Here is a 15401-nt window from a genome sequence, read left to right as displayed (position 1 = left end):
TGTTAATTTTCTTTAAGCTTAATAGTTAAAGTTAACTTTAAGTCAATGCATTAATTTCAAGTTTTTGGTGGACGGAAAGTACGCCATTATTGTGTTATTCTAGATAAGGGTTACTTATTAGATATTGGTAGGCAAATGGCAAAAGACTTAGTGGCGAATTTAGACCTTAATTTATTGCGTGTGTTTACCGTTTTGTTTCAAGAGAAGAATATGCGCCGAGCCTCTGAGAGGCTAAACGTAACTCAGCCTGCGGTGAGCCAATCACTGAAAAAATTGCGCCAACATTTTGATGAACCTCTGTTTGTCAAAGTGACAGGGGGACTGGCGGCTACAGGCTTCGCGGAGCGGCTTTATGATGTTGTTTCTCCAAATCTACAAGCGCTGTTTAGTGGGCTATCACATTTAACGCACTTCGCACCATCTGAGCTAAAGCAATCAATTACTATCGCGCTTTCCCCTCCTGCAATGATGACACTGTCAGGAGCCTTGATTCTAAAGTTCAAACAGTTGGCCCCGAATGTTCAATTATCTATTGTCGCGTGGTCAGGACAAACGTTAGCAGACCTAGGCAACGGAGATACTTTGATTGGGGTTCACTATGGAGACATCGATTACCCGAAGAGTATTTATCGTCACCAGGTTGCGTTATTGACGGCAGGAGTAGCGGTAAGGAAAGGTCACCCTTTGCTGAAAGAAGAAAAAGTCTTTGATCAACTGTCTGATTACCCCATTGCATCCCAATTGATCCCCGAATGGAATGAAAGAAAGGTGGTTGCAGCCGAAGTAATGAAGCGTTATGGCATGGAGTTAGAGATAGGCTTTCGTGCTGAAGACAGCGCCGCATTAGTGGATGTGACCAGTCAAACAGATATGTTTATGCCAATCACCAATCTGTTTCCAAAACATAGATACAAGGATATTGCCTATCCAAATGTGGAAATTCCAGAGCAGGATCGCTACCACCCTTTGTATTGCTACCATCATTTGCGCCAGCGAAATAGCCCACTTATTGAATGGCTGATTCAAGTGATCCAGCAAACCGTAGAGGAGCAGATCGAGCTAAATTCTGATAAGTAACGCTTATCAATGCTATCACTGCTGCTACTTAGTGTGTATTTGTTGGGCTTATTATCATAGCGCGTATATTTTTGAGCTATTGGCTCAATTCAATTATGCGTTACAAGGATGTTTCGCTTACATAGAGTCGTTGAACTATGAAGCATTTTATCCCTTTTCTATTTACTCCCTTTTTAACTTTTGCCAATGAATTGCATTTTTCTCCGCATATCATGGCCGGCCCGCTGGTTGGCGCTGGTATCAGTGGTTATGGTGGCCAACTTGGCATCACAGAGGTCATGGGGGGAAACACGCTCTACGCTAGTTTTGAGCAAGTTGACTATACATACCTAACCGACAATGAAGAGTGGAAAACTTACCGGCTAGGTATTCAACACACTTTAGATAAAGAGCCACGAATTGCTTTTCAGTTTGAAATTGGTGGCATTGACTATCAAGGAGAGCGTACCCTGATTTGGAGTAAAGAATCTCGTTCAGGAACCGGTGTCTCTACCTCGGGCTCGGTTGTGCTTAAGGTGAATGATTATCTAGGTGTCAGGGGTGGACTGAGTTTAAATTATATTGACCGTGATAAAACCTTTCTCTCTTACTCAACGTTTACCACCGTACATCTTGGCGTGGTTCTCAATACCAACTTTAATGGCTAATTGATGCTGTTATTTTGTTCGATATAGCTCTAAATAACGCATAGTTCAGGACGTTTTTAGAGCTTATAAATGGGTGGATAAGTAAACTTTTTCATTTTCTAGTGTGTCATTTTCCACCCATTTCAATCACTACACGTTAGCAAAGAAAAACAAGGCTCTAGCGTAAGAGATTGAATTTCATTGATTTAACAGAAAAGTAACATTTCTGGCACGATGTTTGCTCCTTAGTCGCAAACTGCACCCATAGAAGGGGCAGATTGGCCATCAAGGAGATACAACATGTTTAAACCCCTCACTCTACTATCTGTTTCTGCTCTCGCTTTACTGAGCTTCAACGCCAGCGCCAACTGTGACGATGGTGAGATCGTTATTAAGTTTAGTCATGTAACCAATACTGATAAGCACCCTAAAGGCATTGCCGCATCATTGCTTGAAGAAAGGGTAAATACTGAGATGAATGGTAAGGCATGTATGCAGGTCTTCCCAAACTCAACACTTTACGATGATGACAAAGTGCTTGAGGCGCTTCTAAACGGTGACGTGCAACTAGCCGCACCATCACTATCTAAGTTTGAAAAATTCACTAAAAAATACCGCATCTTCGATTTACCTTTCTTGTTTGAAGACGTAGCGGCGGTTGATAAATTCCAGAACTCAGAGGCAGGCGACAAGCTGAAAAACGCGATGAAACGTCGAGGTTTGATTGGCTTGGAGTTTTGGCACAACGGTATGAAGCAAATGTCGGCTAACAAACCACTGCTGATGCCAGAAGATGCGAAGGGGCTTAAGTTCCGCGTACAAGCATCAGATGTGTTAGTGGCACAGTTTGAGCAGTTAGGTGCTAACCCGCAAAAGATGTCGTTTAAGGAAGTATACGGCGGTCTGCAAACTAAGGTTATCGATGGTCAAGAGAACACTTGGTCAAATATCTACGGTAAAAAATTCTTCGAGGTTCAAGATGGCGTAACGGAAACTAACCACGGCATCCTAGATTACCTTGTGGTGACTTCAAATGACTTTTGGACTGAGCTACCAGATGATGTGCGCACTCAGTTAGACACTATTTTGATGGAAGTCACTCAAACACGTAACTCAGAGTCGTTCAAGGTTAACCAATCGAACAAAGAAAACGTGATCGCGGCTGGTGGCACAGTGAGAACATTGACTCCAGAGCAACGTCAAGCTTGGGTTAATGCTCTTCAACCGGTATGGAAAAAGTTTGAAAAAGATATCGGTTCAGATTTGATTGAAGCGGCATTGGCTTCTAATCAATAACCGGGCAAGGCTTCTGCGGAAGCCTTTATTTCAACCTGAGTGAATCGCTGTTTTTATAAGAAATTAAGTTCTAACTAATAAATGGCCTTCGCTTAGGTTGTGATTACCTCTCGTGAAACGGATGTGAGTACTACACGATGAACGATAATCATCAAACTGAATCTACGTGGGATCGAATTGGTCGGGCTACTGATCAAATTGAAGAAACCTTAGTCGCCTTTTTTCTTGGCACAATGACACTACTGACCTTTGCCAATGTGGTTATGCGTTACGTATTCAATGACAACATTTTATGGGCATTGGAACTAACCGTATTTTTATTTGCTTGGCTAGTGTTGGTTGGCGCTTCCTATGGCGTAAAAAAACACTTTCATATTGGTGTGGATGCTTTCATCAATATCTTGCCGGATAGAGCAAGACAAGTCTGCGCAATGCTTTCCGTACTTTGTTGCCTCGCTTTTGCGTTGCTATTGCTTATTGGCTCTTGGAATTATTGGTATCCATTTGCCACCGATAGAGCATGGTACGAAACCGATGATATCCCTATGCCAGAGATCTTCCAGTTTATGTCTGACTGGCTTAATGAGGGAGAGCGTTATGAGAAGCTACCTAGACTTATCCCTTACATGGCGCTTCCTATCGGGATGGCTTTATTGACGTTTCGATTTGTTCAAGTTGCTGTGCGCATCTTTACCGGAAAAGCTGATCGTTTGATTGCCGGTCATGAAGCTGAAGAAGAACTAGAACAATTAAAGCATGACAGCGCTAATATCGCTGGCAAGGGAGATTAGACAATGGCTGTTTTGGGACTGTTTGTAATGGTTATCCTATTCATGTTGATTGGCGTGCCAATCGCCGTGTCGCTAGGACTGGCCAGTATTCTTTTCTTGATGATTCACTCTGATGCGTCTTTAGCATCCGTAGCACAAACCTTGTTCAATGCCTTTGAAGGGCATTATACGCTGCTGGCGATTCCCTTCTTTATCTTAGCGTCTAGCTTTATGTCTACTGGTGGCGTGGCTCGTCGTATTATTCGTTTTGCTATAGCCTTAGTAGGGTGGTTCAGAGGCGGACTGGCGATGGCATCGGTGGTCGCCTGTATGATGTTTGCGGCTCTATCTGGATCATCACCTGCAACCGTAGTTGCCATTGGTAGTCTGGTCATTGTGGGTATGGTGAAAAACGGATACACCAAAGAATTTGCTGCTGGGGTTATCTGTAATGCTGGTACGCTCGGTATTCTTATTCCGCCTTCTATTGTAATGGTGGTGTATGCTGCTGCGACTGATGTATCGGTTGGACGCATGTTCCTAGGTGGCGTGATTCCTGGTCTTTTGGCCGGTGTGATGCTGATGATTGCTATCTACATTGCAGCAAGAATTAAGAACCTTCCTGCTCAGCCGTTCGCAGGCTGGAAGGAGATTGGCGCTGCCGCAAGAGATGCAAGCTGGGGCTTATTGCTGATTGTGATTATTCTTGGTGGTATCTATGGTGGTGTGTTTACTCCAACCGAGGCGGCGGCGGTCGCGGCTGTTTATGCGTTTTTGATTGCTAATTTTGTCTACAAAGACATGGGTCCATTTGCTGATAAGTCGAATAAAAAACCAATACTACTTAAAGTGGTTCAAACCTTTGTCCACAAAGACACTAAAGATACCTTGTATGAAGCGGGTAAATTGACCATCATGCTGCTGTTTATCATTGCTAACGCATTGATACTTAAGCATGTATTAACAGAAGAACGTATTCCTCAGCTCATTACTGAGTCAATGTTATCTGCAGGTCTTGGCCCAATTACCTTCTTGATTGTCGTGAACATCTTATTGTTGATTGGCGGTCAGTTTATGGAACCATCGGGGCTACTCATCATTGTCGCACCTTTGGTATTCCCTATTGCTATCGCTTTGGGGATTGACCCCATTCACCTAGGGATCATGATGGTAGTGAACATGGAGATCGGTATGATAACGCCGCCGGTGGGGCTCAACTTGTTTGTGACCGCTGGGGTTGCCAAGATGTCGATGCTAGGGGTAGTGAAAGCCGCCTTACCATGGGTCGGCGTGATGTTCTTATTCCTCATCATCGTAACTTATGTGCCTTGGGTATCCACTTGGTTACCGACCCTACTAATGGGGCCGGAGATCGTGACTCGCTAGTCGGCTTTATAGTTGTCTTTATCGAGTTGATAACGCTGCATCTTGTCGTAAAGGGTTTTACGTGCAAGCTGCAGCGTTTCCATTGTTTGCTTAATGCTGCCGTGATTGTCGGTCAGCACTTGCTCTAGCGTATATTTCTCAAATTCTGCCACTTGCTCTGCTAGGCTCAGTTCTGATTTTTCACTTTGTATCGTATTTTCAAGTGTTAGCCGCCCTAAAAGTACAAAGCGTTCGGCTATGTTTCTTAGCTCACGGACGTTACCTGGCCAATTATGATTAAGTAGCATGCTAAGATCTTGAGAACTAAGAGCATGAGAGGTTTTTCCGTAGCGTGATGCGGCAACCAGTAAGAAGTGATGGAATAGCGTTGCTATATCTTCTTTACGTTCTCTCAAGGGCGGGAGTTCTAAGGTGACAACATTTAAACGGTAGTAAAGATCTTCTCGGAAGCTACCTTGCTGCGCCGCCTGTTTGAGATCCACTTTTGTTGCTGCAATAACGCGGATATCAATCGGAATAAGGGAGTTGGAGCCAACCCGCTCAATGGCACGCTCTTGCAAGACTCGCAACAACCTTATCTGCGCTTGCATTGGCATAGACTCAATTTCATCAAGAAATAGCGTACCGTTTTGTGCATGTTCAAGCTTTCCTATACGCCGAGATTCCGCTCCAGTGAAGGCTCCTTTCTCATGCCCATACAGTTCGCTTTCTATAAGGTTTTCTGGAATAGCGCCACAGTTTACGGCGACAAAGTTGTTGTCTCGGCGGCCACTTTGCTCATGCAACGAGCGCGCAACTAACTCTTTACCGGTACCCGTTTCACCAAAGATCAAGATATCCGCTGAAGTGTCTGCAATATGAGTAATCGTCTCTTTTAGCTGCTGTATTGCGAAGGTGTCACCAATGATTCGTGGGCCGAGAGTTTGGCTTGCTTTTAAAGAGTTTCGAAGACGTTGATTTTCTATGGTGAGCTGGCGTTTTTCTATGGCTCGCTTGGTGGTATCAAGCAGTCTGTCTGTGGCAAAGGGTTTTTCTATGAAATCGTAGGCCCCTTTATGCATTGCCTCAACGGCCATGGAAATATCGCCATGACCTGTTATTAGGATGACTGGCAATTCAGGGTATTGCTTGTTTAGGTTATCCAATAACTGTAAGCCAGATAAGCCGGGTAGACGAATATCTGAGATGATCACGTGAGGTAAGGTGGAATCTAGTGCTTCTACCGCTAATTCAGCATTTTCATAAAACTGGGCATCAATACCTTCGAGTTCGAAGCTCTGTTTTAATGCTGAGCGGATCTCTGGCTCGTCGTCGATAATGAAAGCGTGGCACATAATCAGTCCTTAGCCGTAAGTAGTGAAATAGTGAATCGAGCGCCGCCTAAAGGGCTTGAGTCATACTCTAGGTGACCATCAAAGCTATCAATGATCTGGCGGGAGATGGAGAGCCCCAGTCCTAGTCCATTGTCTTTGGTGGTAAAAAAAGGTTCGAACAGGCGCGCTATTTTTTGCTCTTCAACACCTGCGCCATTGTCATCTATATGTATGAATAGCCATCCGTCTGAACTCGCTTGTAGAGAGAGGCTCAGTTTGGGCTCTTCTAGGTCTTTGATCTCTTGCATTGCATTGGTAAGAAGGTTCACCAGTACCTGCTCTAGTTGGATCGGGTTTGCCAACACTAAATATGAGGAAGGCTCAGCTTCGATAAGATGGATATTCAAAGATTTTAGCTGTGGATTGAGTAGTGCTTTGGTAGAGAACAGCACAGGATCTAATGCAATATAAGTGAGGTCGGTGTTATCAGATTTCTTAGCAAACGAGCGTAACTGTTGACTGATATTCGCCATTCGTTGGGTGAGTTGGGTGATCTTTGAGAAGTTCTCGGACGCTTGCTCACTATTGCCTTTGATTAGGTAACGAGCGCCGTTATCGGCATAGCTTCGAATCGCTGCAAGAGGGTTATTGAGTTCGTGGCTAATGCTGGTGGATAACTCCCCCAATAGTGCCAGCTTTGCAGCTTGTATGAGCTCACCTTGGGTTTTTATTAATTGCTGCTCAGCCTCTGTACGCTGGCGAATCTCTACCTGCAGTTCTGCGGTGCGCTCCAGTACCTGAAATTCAAGCTTTTGCTTCGCTTCTGCCTGAATACGGTCGATTTGTTGGTGTTTGAGGCGTCTGTGTCGAGCCAGTAATAGTAGCAAGGACAAGACGCCAAATATCAACGCAACAATGACAATGAAATTGACCAAAGACCAGTACAGATGCTTGGTTGACACTAAACTTCTGAGATTCAATTTTGCTCTTGGAAACCGCTCAACTAGGCTAAGAAATTCGCCATGGGTGTGGTTGTCTTTTAGGTTAAGTATGCTGGGAGACACTGTAAGATCGCCGGTAGCATTTAAGGGTTCGATATCCGCGTTTAGGTATTGTCTACTTTGTCTGATTTGAGTGAGGGTGTCTTCGGGAAGGTTTGTCAGACTTTTAAAAAGCCATGAAGGCTCACTGGACATGAATATTATATTGTTATCATCGGTAGCAATAAAGGCCCCTTGGCTTTGCTGCCATGTAGATTCAATCGCGGATAACTCCATTTTTACGACGACGACACCGATAATTTCAGCGGCATACACCACAGGGAAACCATAATAGTAGCCTCTTAAACCAGAGGTTAAACCTAGCGCGAAATACTCACTTTCTCTGCCTTGAATAGCCTCTTTAAAGTAGGGGCGAAAAGCAAAGTTTTTACCAATAAAGGAGCGGTCTAAAAACCAATTGCTCGCGGCAATGGTCGTACCGTAGGAGTCGAGTAAATAGGTATCTGCGGCAGAGACGACTTCATTGACATGGTCAAGATAACGGTTAGTGATCTCTATTTGAGCACTGTTGTTTGGAGTGAGAAGAGCATTAATGAGTTCTTTATCTTTGGAGATTAACTCGGGGATGTGGCTGAATTTATCAAGTTCACTGGTGATGTATTGAGTCAGTTTTTCAATCTGCGCCTTTTGCTGATTAATGAGCTCATCTTGCTTCTTGTTCCACACCCAATGGCCACCCAAGATTAGAGTGCAGAGCAATAAAACCAATATCAGTGAGAATTGACGATACATCGCAGTAAATCAAAGAGATCCAAGAAGTTAGCTTGTAAAAATTATATGTTAATTTTATGTAACTGCGATCGCGAGGGGGAGTTATTGAGAGGTAGGTATCTAAATAAAAAACGCGAGCTCAATCATGAGCTCGCGTCTGTCATTCTATTTAGCAACAATGGTTACTTTTTGCCGTGTACTTGCTTGTCTTCTTCAGTCAGTTCACGAATCTTACGGCTGATTTCACGACGAGTTTTTGAGATCTCTGCGCTTGTGATGATGTGGTCATCAACGCGATCTTCGTAGTCTGCTTTCATGTTTTTCACGATCATAATGATTTCATCGTGAGTCATGTCTGGCTTGATGTAATCCATTAGGTTGTCTAGCAGGTCTGCACGCTTGCGGTTATCACGAATTTTCTTTTCGTGGTCGAGGATTTCGCGCTTAAGCTTATTTTTGCGACGAGCTAAATTAACAATTTCATATACGTTGTTCATTTTCTATCCTTTAGAACCAATATTAAACTTGGGAAATTAAACCACAAGCTTTGGCAAACATACAGTGTGCAGATCAAGCTCTGAGGACTGCTGCCTGCTTTTTCTGCGTTGAGAACAAAACAAGCATAAATTCATATGCTTGCTATCGCAACCTAGTCAATACTTGCATACAATCTTATGAAATGAAACATGAAGATGGATCCTGAGAATGTTATTGCAATTATCTCCTCTAGAAGCTCGTATTATTGGCTGCCTTATCGAAAAAGAAGTCACTACCCCAGACTACTATCCTTTGAGCCTCAACAGCTTGACCACCGCTTGTAATCAAAAAAGTAATCGAGATCCCGTCATGGAACTCAGTGATGCAGAGGTGTTAGATGGCATCAATGCCTTAACTGACCGTCGACTAGTGAATGATGAAAGTAGCTTTAATAGTCGCACAGCGAAATATCGCCATCGATTCTGTAATACAGAATTTGGCGACCTGCAGTTTACTGCTCAAGAAAAAGCGATCGTTTGTGTGATGCTTTTGCGAGGCGCGCAGACGCCGGGTGAGATTCGTACTCGAACAAATCGCTTAGCTCAATTTGCGGATGTAAAAGAAGTAGAAGCAACCTTGGACAAACTGGCTAACTTAGATACTCCTATCGTGGTCAAACTGCCAAGAGAGCCTGGTAAACGTGAGTCACGCTATCAGCACCTATTTTGTGGTGAAGTAGACATTGAAGCATTGGCGACGGCAGCTCCTGTTGCTTCGGTAAAAACACCTACAGCCGAAAAGCTAGAAGCGTTGGAGCAAGAGGTGGCTTCTTTAAAATCGGAAGTGGCAGAACTCAGAGCTTTGATTGAGTCTGTACTCTGAGTAATAAAGCCGTGAGTGAGTGGTTTGTTTATTTGATTCGAACTCGTCACAACGCGCTTTATTGCGGTGTGACGAATAATCTACAGCGTCGATTTAAGCAACATACCGATGGAACTGGCGCGAAAGCCCTTAAAGGTAAAGGGCCATTGACTCTCGAGTGGTCAATTCACGCCGAGAATAAATCCCAAGCCCTTAAGTTGGAATACAAGATCAAACAGTTGAGTAAACAGCGCAAAGAACGTTTAGTAGCAGGTGAAGATATCAAACTTGAAGGACTGACACGATGAGGTGGCTGCTAGTGAGTGCACTGCTGGCTACTACGCACTGCTTTGCGGATAACATGATATTACGTGAGTACTGGGAGTATGACCTGTTCTTAGAGGAATATCCGGTGCAGCGACAGCTGACCCAAGATATGCAATCTAGAATCTATCAAGCACCAGTGCCACTCAATATCGAACAAAAAAGACCTGTTAAGATTGATATTGTCTATCCTGGCTCCCAACTTTCAGACTATTGGTGGAGAAACATTAGGGCGATAGAGATTAGATTGCAGGAGCTGGGAATTGAGTTTGAACTTAACAAATATTCTTCGCGCCCCAATCTTGATTATCGTCAAGAAAGTGAAAGCCTCCAGCAAGCCATTAGTAATGATTCTGATTATCTAATATTCACGTTAGACACCAGTCGTCATAGGAAATTTGCTGAGAGTGTTCTTAGTAAAAACCAAACCAAGCTGATCCTCCTTAATATCACCACACCTATTAAAGCTTGGGAAAGAAAGCAGCCTTTAATGTATGTGGGCTTTGATCATGTGCGTGGTACAGAGTTGTTAGCAAAGGAGTACAAGAAGGCTTTTCCTGATTCAGCCGATTACGGCTTAGTGTATTTCTCTCCTGGCTACATTAGTGAGGCTCGCGGCGATACCTTTATAAAGTTTTTGAAGGACAGTGGAGACTATTCGTTAAAACGTGCTTACTTTACCAAAGCAAATCGAGAAACCGGTTATCAAGCGACGTTATCAATGCTCAAGCAAGAACCAAATCTCGACTTTATTTACGCTTCTTCGACGGATCTAGCCTTTGGCGTGACTGATGCTTTGTCTGATTTAGGTAGAGAAGATATCGCTGTAAACGGTTGGGGAGGGGGCTCAGAAATCGCGGCTATTCAGGCTGGATTACTGGATTTTACGGTTGTGAGGATGAATGATGACACGGGTCTAGCGATTGCTGAGGCTATCAAGCTTGATCTACAGAACGAGCCTGTTCCTCAAGTGTACTCTGGGAAGTTTGAGGTCCTTACCAAATACGATGATGTCAAGCGGGCTGATGCTTTGAAACTTAAAGCCTTCCGGTATTCGGACAGAAAAGAATGAACTTAGTGAGCAAGAAAACGTCACTGACAGCACAGATCATCAGGGTGGCCTGGGTATCTTGGTTTTTGGTGATTTTGGGGTTTTTCTTTTACAACTATCAACTCAGTACCACAACCTATGAAGCAGAGCGAGAGCGTAACTTTAGTCAAACCGCCCGAATCGTTAAACAGCTGATTGAAAGTCGCCTGCAGACCATACAAGTAACGCAAGACATCAGTTCTAAATCTCGTACCCTCATTGATCTCTTCAGTGATGAAAATTACAGCGCCGTGGATAATTACATGCTTGATCTAGAAGAGCTTGATCCTGAGGGCGTTGCTGACTTTAGATTTATGTATCAATATGGAAAGGTCGCTTGGGAAGATGGTAACGCCGCTTTCTATGGTTTTAGCCCCGAGCACTTAGAGGCACTGGGAGAGGCGGTTGATTTTAGTAATAGTTGGTACTTTATCACTCCTGCAACAGAGCTGGGTAACAAGCACATAATAATCCGTCGTTCTGCTCTGATTCAACCCAACAGTGGTGAATTGGTGGGGTATTACTATGTAGTGTTTGTCATGGATAATAACCTTAGGCTACTACGAAACGTCGTTATTGATAGCATTGTTACCGATATAGTTTTGGTTGAAGGTGGTGAGATCATCGCTGCTTCATCATCAGAAATAACGGAGATATTAAAGCAAGGCGCACCGCTAAAATTTTCCGATCAACCCTATTTAAGCTCGCAGATGGTCAGTGAAGTCGATGTGGTCATTGAGGGCATAATGACGCCAGTGAAGGCGGTATTTCTGCAAAATACAAGCAAGCTTGATAGGGTCGAAATCAACTTTGCTGCTTCGTTAATGCTGGCATTGTTTGCTATTACCGCCTCTGCTGTGATCATTACCAAGATGGTACAGAGAAGGGTTGAACGAGAGATTAAAGGGGTTATGTATATTGCTGACAGCTTTGATAGTGCAAAGAAAAGCATCTCGTTTAAAGGATCAAATATTGTCGAATTTGACCGCTTAGGGAAAACCCTACAAGCCAGTATTCGACGTGAAAAACAAAAAGAAACCTCTTTTAAAAACTTGTTTGAGTTTTCGTTATTGCCTACAGCACTGCTAAACAGTGAGAAGCAAGTATTGGAGCTTAATCAAGCCGCGATTGATGCCTTTTCTCATGATAAAGGCGCGGCTGCTTTAAAAAGAGAGCTTGATACACATTTTGACCATGTATTGAAAAATCAGCAAAATGCCGAAGTAGATACCCATGTGGGTGAACAGATCTATCGTTGGAGTATCGCTCCGATTTTGGTAGACGGTGCTTCTCCTACATTGGTTGTCCAAGGCAAAAATATTACGCAATTTATTGAAGCTGAACAACAAAGTGAGCGCGCAAGAAAAGAAGCAGAACAAACTGCAGTGGCTCGTGCCGAATTTTTGGCCAAGGTGAGTCATGAGATTAGAACGCCTCTCAACGGAATATTGGGTATGGCGCAGCTCCTTAAGCAAGGGGCGATCTCGGATGAGCAAAAGCACCAAACTAGCGTGTTGCATCAAAGTAGTGAACACTTGTTGAACTTGCTCAATGATATTTTAGATTTCTCAAGGATAGACAAAGGAGGAGTCGTTCTTGAGTATTCAGAGTTTTCCCTGAATCAAGCTTTAGAGACCATGGAGTCCTTCGCCGAGCCGAGTTGTTTGCAGAAGGGGTTGAAGTTTGTAGTCAACAAGCATTTTGATGATGATGTCACGGTGCGAAGCGACCAGATGAGGTTGATGCAGATCTTCCTTAACCTACTGACCAATGCAATCAAGTTCACCTCTAAGGGAGCAGTCGTTGTTGATGTTGAGTTACGTAACCGTTTAGCAGACCGAGCTGAGCTTTACTTCTCGGTGACGGATACCGGTATTGGCATCGCCAAAGATAATCTAGATACCATTTTCTCATCATTTACTCAGGCTGATACCCATATTAGCCGTGAATATGGTGGTAGTGGGCTTGGTTTAAGTATCGTTAAAAGCTTAGTTATTTTTCTTGAAGGCAAAATCAACGTTGAAAGTCAGTTAGGAAATGGAAGTCGCTTCTCTGTAACTCTGCCTATTCTCACCATAGAACGAAAACAACCGTTGACTGAGATAGAAGACGAGAAACCTTTTGTATTTGAAGGTGAGTTGCAGGTTCTTTTAGTAGAGGACAACAAAACCAACGCCTTTGTTATCCAAGCCTTGGGCAAAAAGCATGGCCTAGTTTTTGATTGGGTAACCGATGGTGTTCAAGCCATCGAAAAAGCCCAGAACAATCACTACGACCTTATCCTAATGGATAATCAAATGCCCAACATGGATGGTATAGAGGCGACCGATAAGCTGCGTAACGAGTTATGTTTATCGACTCCAATTGTCGCCTGTACAGCAGATGGCTATCAGTCAACAGCAGACGCATTCATGGCTGTTGGTGCTAATGCTGTATTGGTGAAACCTATTTTAGAACAGAGCCTTGTGCTGACACTACGCAAGGTTATGGATAACGCATAATGTTGAATTACGAACCTATTGATGTTCCCTTTAATCATCGCCATTGCTGTTGGTTTTGCGCTGAGCCAAGCAATGACAACGTACAGTTTCCTAAGGTTGCTTCCCCCTATCTTGCGCATGTTCCACTGCAACTTCCTGCATGTCGAGAGTGCAAGGTTATTGCTGCGTCTTGTATTACCGATTCTATTTGGGATCTGCAGCTTCAGGTCAATAATGCACTGATGAAGCGATACGCGAAGCACCTAGGTATTGGTGTGAATTGGACAAAACAAGAACTGGAAGAAACCACACTAGAAGGAACATCGTTCAAAGGCTTTACCGATAGCGCTTGGATGATGTATGAGATCGCGAAAGGGCGAGTGGACTTCTCGGGTTGGCCTCTTGCCATTAATGGGCTGCCACTGGATATCATCGATGACAGCTACGGCTATGATTTTGACGGAACTCGGTTTATTAACTTTCAAGCCGCAGTAGAGTTTTATCAAAAAGCGGAGTCCTTGAATAAATACCTTGTTGATGGGTTAGTGTCTCTACTAGGGCAGGGTCGATTTGCTTATGTACTGAGGGTAGCGCGACTGCATCCATCTATCAGCAAGCGAATGGCCGATGAAGTGCTTGCAGAGATCACCGCGCAAGAGTTTGATCGCGCAGAAATACAGCAGCAACCCGTACACTCATCTGGGCGAAAGAATATAGCTATCGAGAGTATTTCTACTGTCACTGTTGGTGGTGAGAAGGTAGAGCCAGAGTCGATTGCTTGGGCTATGAGCCGAGACATTCGCGATCTTCTAGGGTTGCAGCAATGTGAAGACGCTTTTTTTGATGAACATGAACACCTAGGAGGCGTTGTAGCCTTTCAGCTATATCATGGTTTACAACTCTATTTAGAGGCGCGTCGAGATGAGCATTGGAGTGAGCAACATGATCCCAACCATTCGTTGTGGCTGCCAGGGCTATAGCATCGTGAATAGTTAGGATCGTTATGCATACTGGTTAGTCGCTTTTTACTAGCAGACGGTCCAGTAGACTAGTTGGCAGGATACGGCGAAGAAATCCAAAAAGATGCGTTGGTGTCGTGACATAGTAACGCGCCTTAGGTTTTCGGCTACTGAGTATCTTTTTAACAGGTACAAGCACCGCTTCGGCAGGCAAGGTAAATCGGTTACTAGAGGTATCTTTGCCTAAACGCTCAATCGTATTTTGATAGTTTTTGCTGTGCCTCGAGTTGTCGGTATCTATTGTTTGTTCAAATGCCTTAAGGGCATTTTCTCGAAACTTACTCACTATCGGCCCTGGCTCAATTAAGCTCACTGAGATTGGGGTGTCCATGAGTTCAAGTCGCAAGGTATCGGTATACCCCTCCAACGCAAACTTGCTGGTGTTGTAGGCGCCACGATATTTCATTGCCACTAACCCCAAAACTGAGCTGTTTTGAATGATCTTGCCATTGCCTTGTTTCAACATGATAGGAATGACGGTTTTAGTGAGCTCATGCCAGCCTATCAAGTTAGTTTCCAATTGTGCTCGAAGTACTTCCGTAGGTAAGTCCTCTAGGGCGCCACACTGTCCATAAGCTGCGTTATTAAATAGGGCATCGAGTTTTCCGCCTGTAATCTCTAACGCCTCCACTAAGCCAGAATGTATCGACTCGGTACTTGTCACATCTAGCTGAACGCAATTGAGCCCTTCATTTTTAAGGCGCTCCACATCCTCAATGCTTCGGCAGCTGGCAACAACTGTATACCCTAAGAGATGTAATTGCTTAGCGCAGTGATAGCCAATGCCAGTGCTACAGCCGGTGATTAAGATTGATTCCTTCATGTGTGTCCTAAAAAGCGATTGATAACGATTAAATTCGTAAATTTAATTCCTACGACTACTCATTTAACGAGTCGACTTGCCTGTTAA

General features: G+C 43.9%; 14 protein-coding genes. 10 read left to right on the top strand and 4 right to left on the bottom strand.

Annotated features, from left to right (window positions below; all coding sequences use genetic code 11):
- Positions 1-135: 135 nt before the first annotated feature.
- From OCU46_RS15325 to OCU46_RS15305, 5 genes are all read left to right on the top strand, one after another.
- Positions 136-1077 (top strand): LysR family transcriptional regulator, encoded by a 942-nt coding sequence (locus OCU46_RS15325; RefSeq protein WP_141271907.1) that lies wholly within the window; start codon positions 136-138, stop codon positions 1075-1077.
- Between the two features lie 137 nt (positions 1078-1214).
- The gene (locus OCU46_RS15320) at positions 1215-1724 is read left to right on the top strand and encodes a hypothetical protein (RefSeq protein ID WP_141271908.1); all 510 of its coding nucleotides are present in this window, start codon (positions 1215-1217) and stop codon (positions 1722-1724) included.
- A gap of 279 nt (positions 1725-2003) precedes the next feature.
- Positions 2004-2999 (top strand): TRAP transporter substrate-binding protein, encoded by a 996-nt coding sequence (locus OCU46_RS15315; RefSeq protein WP_141271909.1) that lies wholly within the window; start codon positions 2004-2006, stop codon positions 2997-2999.
- A 137-nt stretch (positions 3000-3136) separates the two neighbouring features.
- Positions 3137-3790 carry a TRAP transporter small permease gene (locus OCU46_RS15310; protein WP_141271910.1) on the top strand — a complete coding sequence of 218 codons (654 nt, stop codon included), beginning with the start codon at positions 3137-3139 and terminating at the stop codon, positions 3788-3790.
- A 3-nt stretch (positions 3791-3793) separates the two neighbouring features.
- Positions 3794-5155 carry a TRAP transporter large permease gene (locus OCU46_RS15305; protein WP_141271911.1) on the top strand — a complete coding sequence of 454 codons (1362 nt, stop codon included), beginning with the start codon at positions 3794-3796 and terminating at the stop codon, positions 5153-5155.
- Here the strand turns inward: OCU46_RS15305 and OCU46_RS15300 are convergent.
- The 3 genes from OCU46_RS15300 to OCU46_RS15290 form a co-directional block, all read right to left on the bottom strand.
- Entirely contained in the window at positions 5152-6489 is a 1338-nt protein-coding gene (locus OCU46_RS15300) for a sigma-54-dependent transcriptional regulator (protein WP_141271912.1), read from the bottom strand. The genes OCU46_RS15305 and OCU46_RS15300 overlap by 4 nt on opposite strands.
- 2 nt (positions 6490-6491) lie before the next feature.
- Positions 6492-8261 (bottom strand): sensor histidine kinase, encoded by a 1770-nt coding sequence (locus tag OCU46_RS15295; RefSeq protein WP_141271913.1) that lies wholly within the window; start codon positions 8259-8261, stop codon positions 6492-6494.
- A gap of 161 nt (positions 8262-8422) precedes the next feature.
- Complete coding sequence (locus OCU46_RS15290) at positions 8423-8737, bottom strand: DUF496 family protein (RefSeq protein WP_141271914.1); 315 nt, start codon at positions 8735-8737, stop codon at positions 8423-8425.
- 208 nt (positions 8738-8945) lie between these two features.
- Between OCU46_RS15290 and OCU46_RS15285 the strand changes: the two genes are divergently transcribed.
- From OCU46_RS15285 to OCU46_RS15265, 5 genes are read left to right on the top strand one after another with little or no spacing between them, the layout of a single operon-like run.
- Positions 8946-9599, top strand: a complete 654-nt coding sequence (locus tag OCU46_RS15285; RefSeq protein ID WP_141271915.1) for a YceH family protein — start codon at positions 8946-8948, stop codon at positions 9597-9599.
- An 11-nt stretch (positions 9600-9610) separates the two neighbouring features.
- Positions 9611-9886 (top strand): GIY-YIG nuclease family protein, encoded by a 276-nt coding sequence (locus OCU46_RS15280; RefSeq protein WP_141271916.1) that lies wholly within the window; start codon positions 9611-9613, stop codon positions 9884-9886.
- Positions 9883-10974, top strand: coding sequence for a substrate-binding domain-containing protein (locus OCU46_RS15275; protein ID WP_141271917.1), 1092 nt, complete (start codon positions 9883-9885; stop codon positions 10972-10974). Before OCU46_RS15280 ends, OCU46_RS15275 begins: the two co-directional genes overlap by 4 nt.
- A gap of 5 nt (positions 10975-10979) precedes the next feature.
- The gene (locus OCU46_RS15270; protein ID WP_371858844.1) at positions 10980-13493 is read left to right on the top strand and encodes a LuxQ periplasmic sensor domain-containing protein; all 2514 of its coding nucleotides are present in this window, start codon (positions 10980-10982) and stop codon (positions 13491-13493) included.
- Positions 13493-14452: a hypothetical protein gene (locus OCU46_RS15265; RefSeq protein ID WP_141271919.1), complete on the top strand. Its 960-nt coding sequence runs from the start codon at positions 13493-13495 to the stop codon at positions 14450-14452. The genes OCU46_RS15270 and OCU46_RS15265 overlap by 1 nt, the downstream gene beginning before the upstream one ends.
- A 34-nt stretch (positions 14453-14486) precedes the next feature.
- Here OCU46_RS15265 and OCU46_RS15260 read toward each other — a convergent pair whose 3' ends face one another.
- Positions 14487-15314 (bottom strand): SDR family oxidoreductase, encoded by an 828-nt coding sequence (locus OCU46_RS15260; RefSeq protein ID WP_141271920.1) that lies wholly within the window; start codon positions 15312-15314, stop codon positions 14487-14489.
- Positions 15315-15401: the final 87 nt, after the last annotated feature.

Origin of the sequence: Vibrio comitans (assembly GCA_024346835.1) — a bacterium.
Classification (GTDB): Bacteria; Pseudomonadota; Gammaproteobacteria; order Enterobacterales; family Vibrionaceae; genus Vibrio; species Vibrio comitans.
Note: the sequence above shows the minus strand (reverse complement) of the source record. Positions and strands in the feature narration are given on the sequence as shown.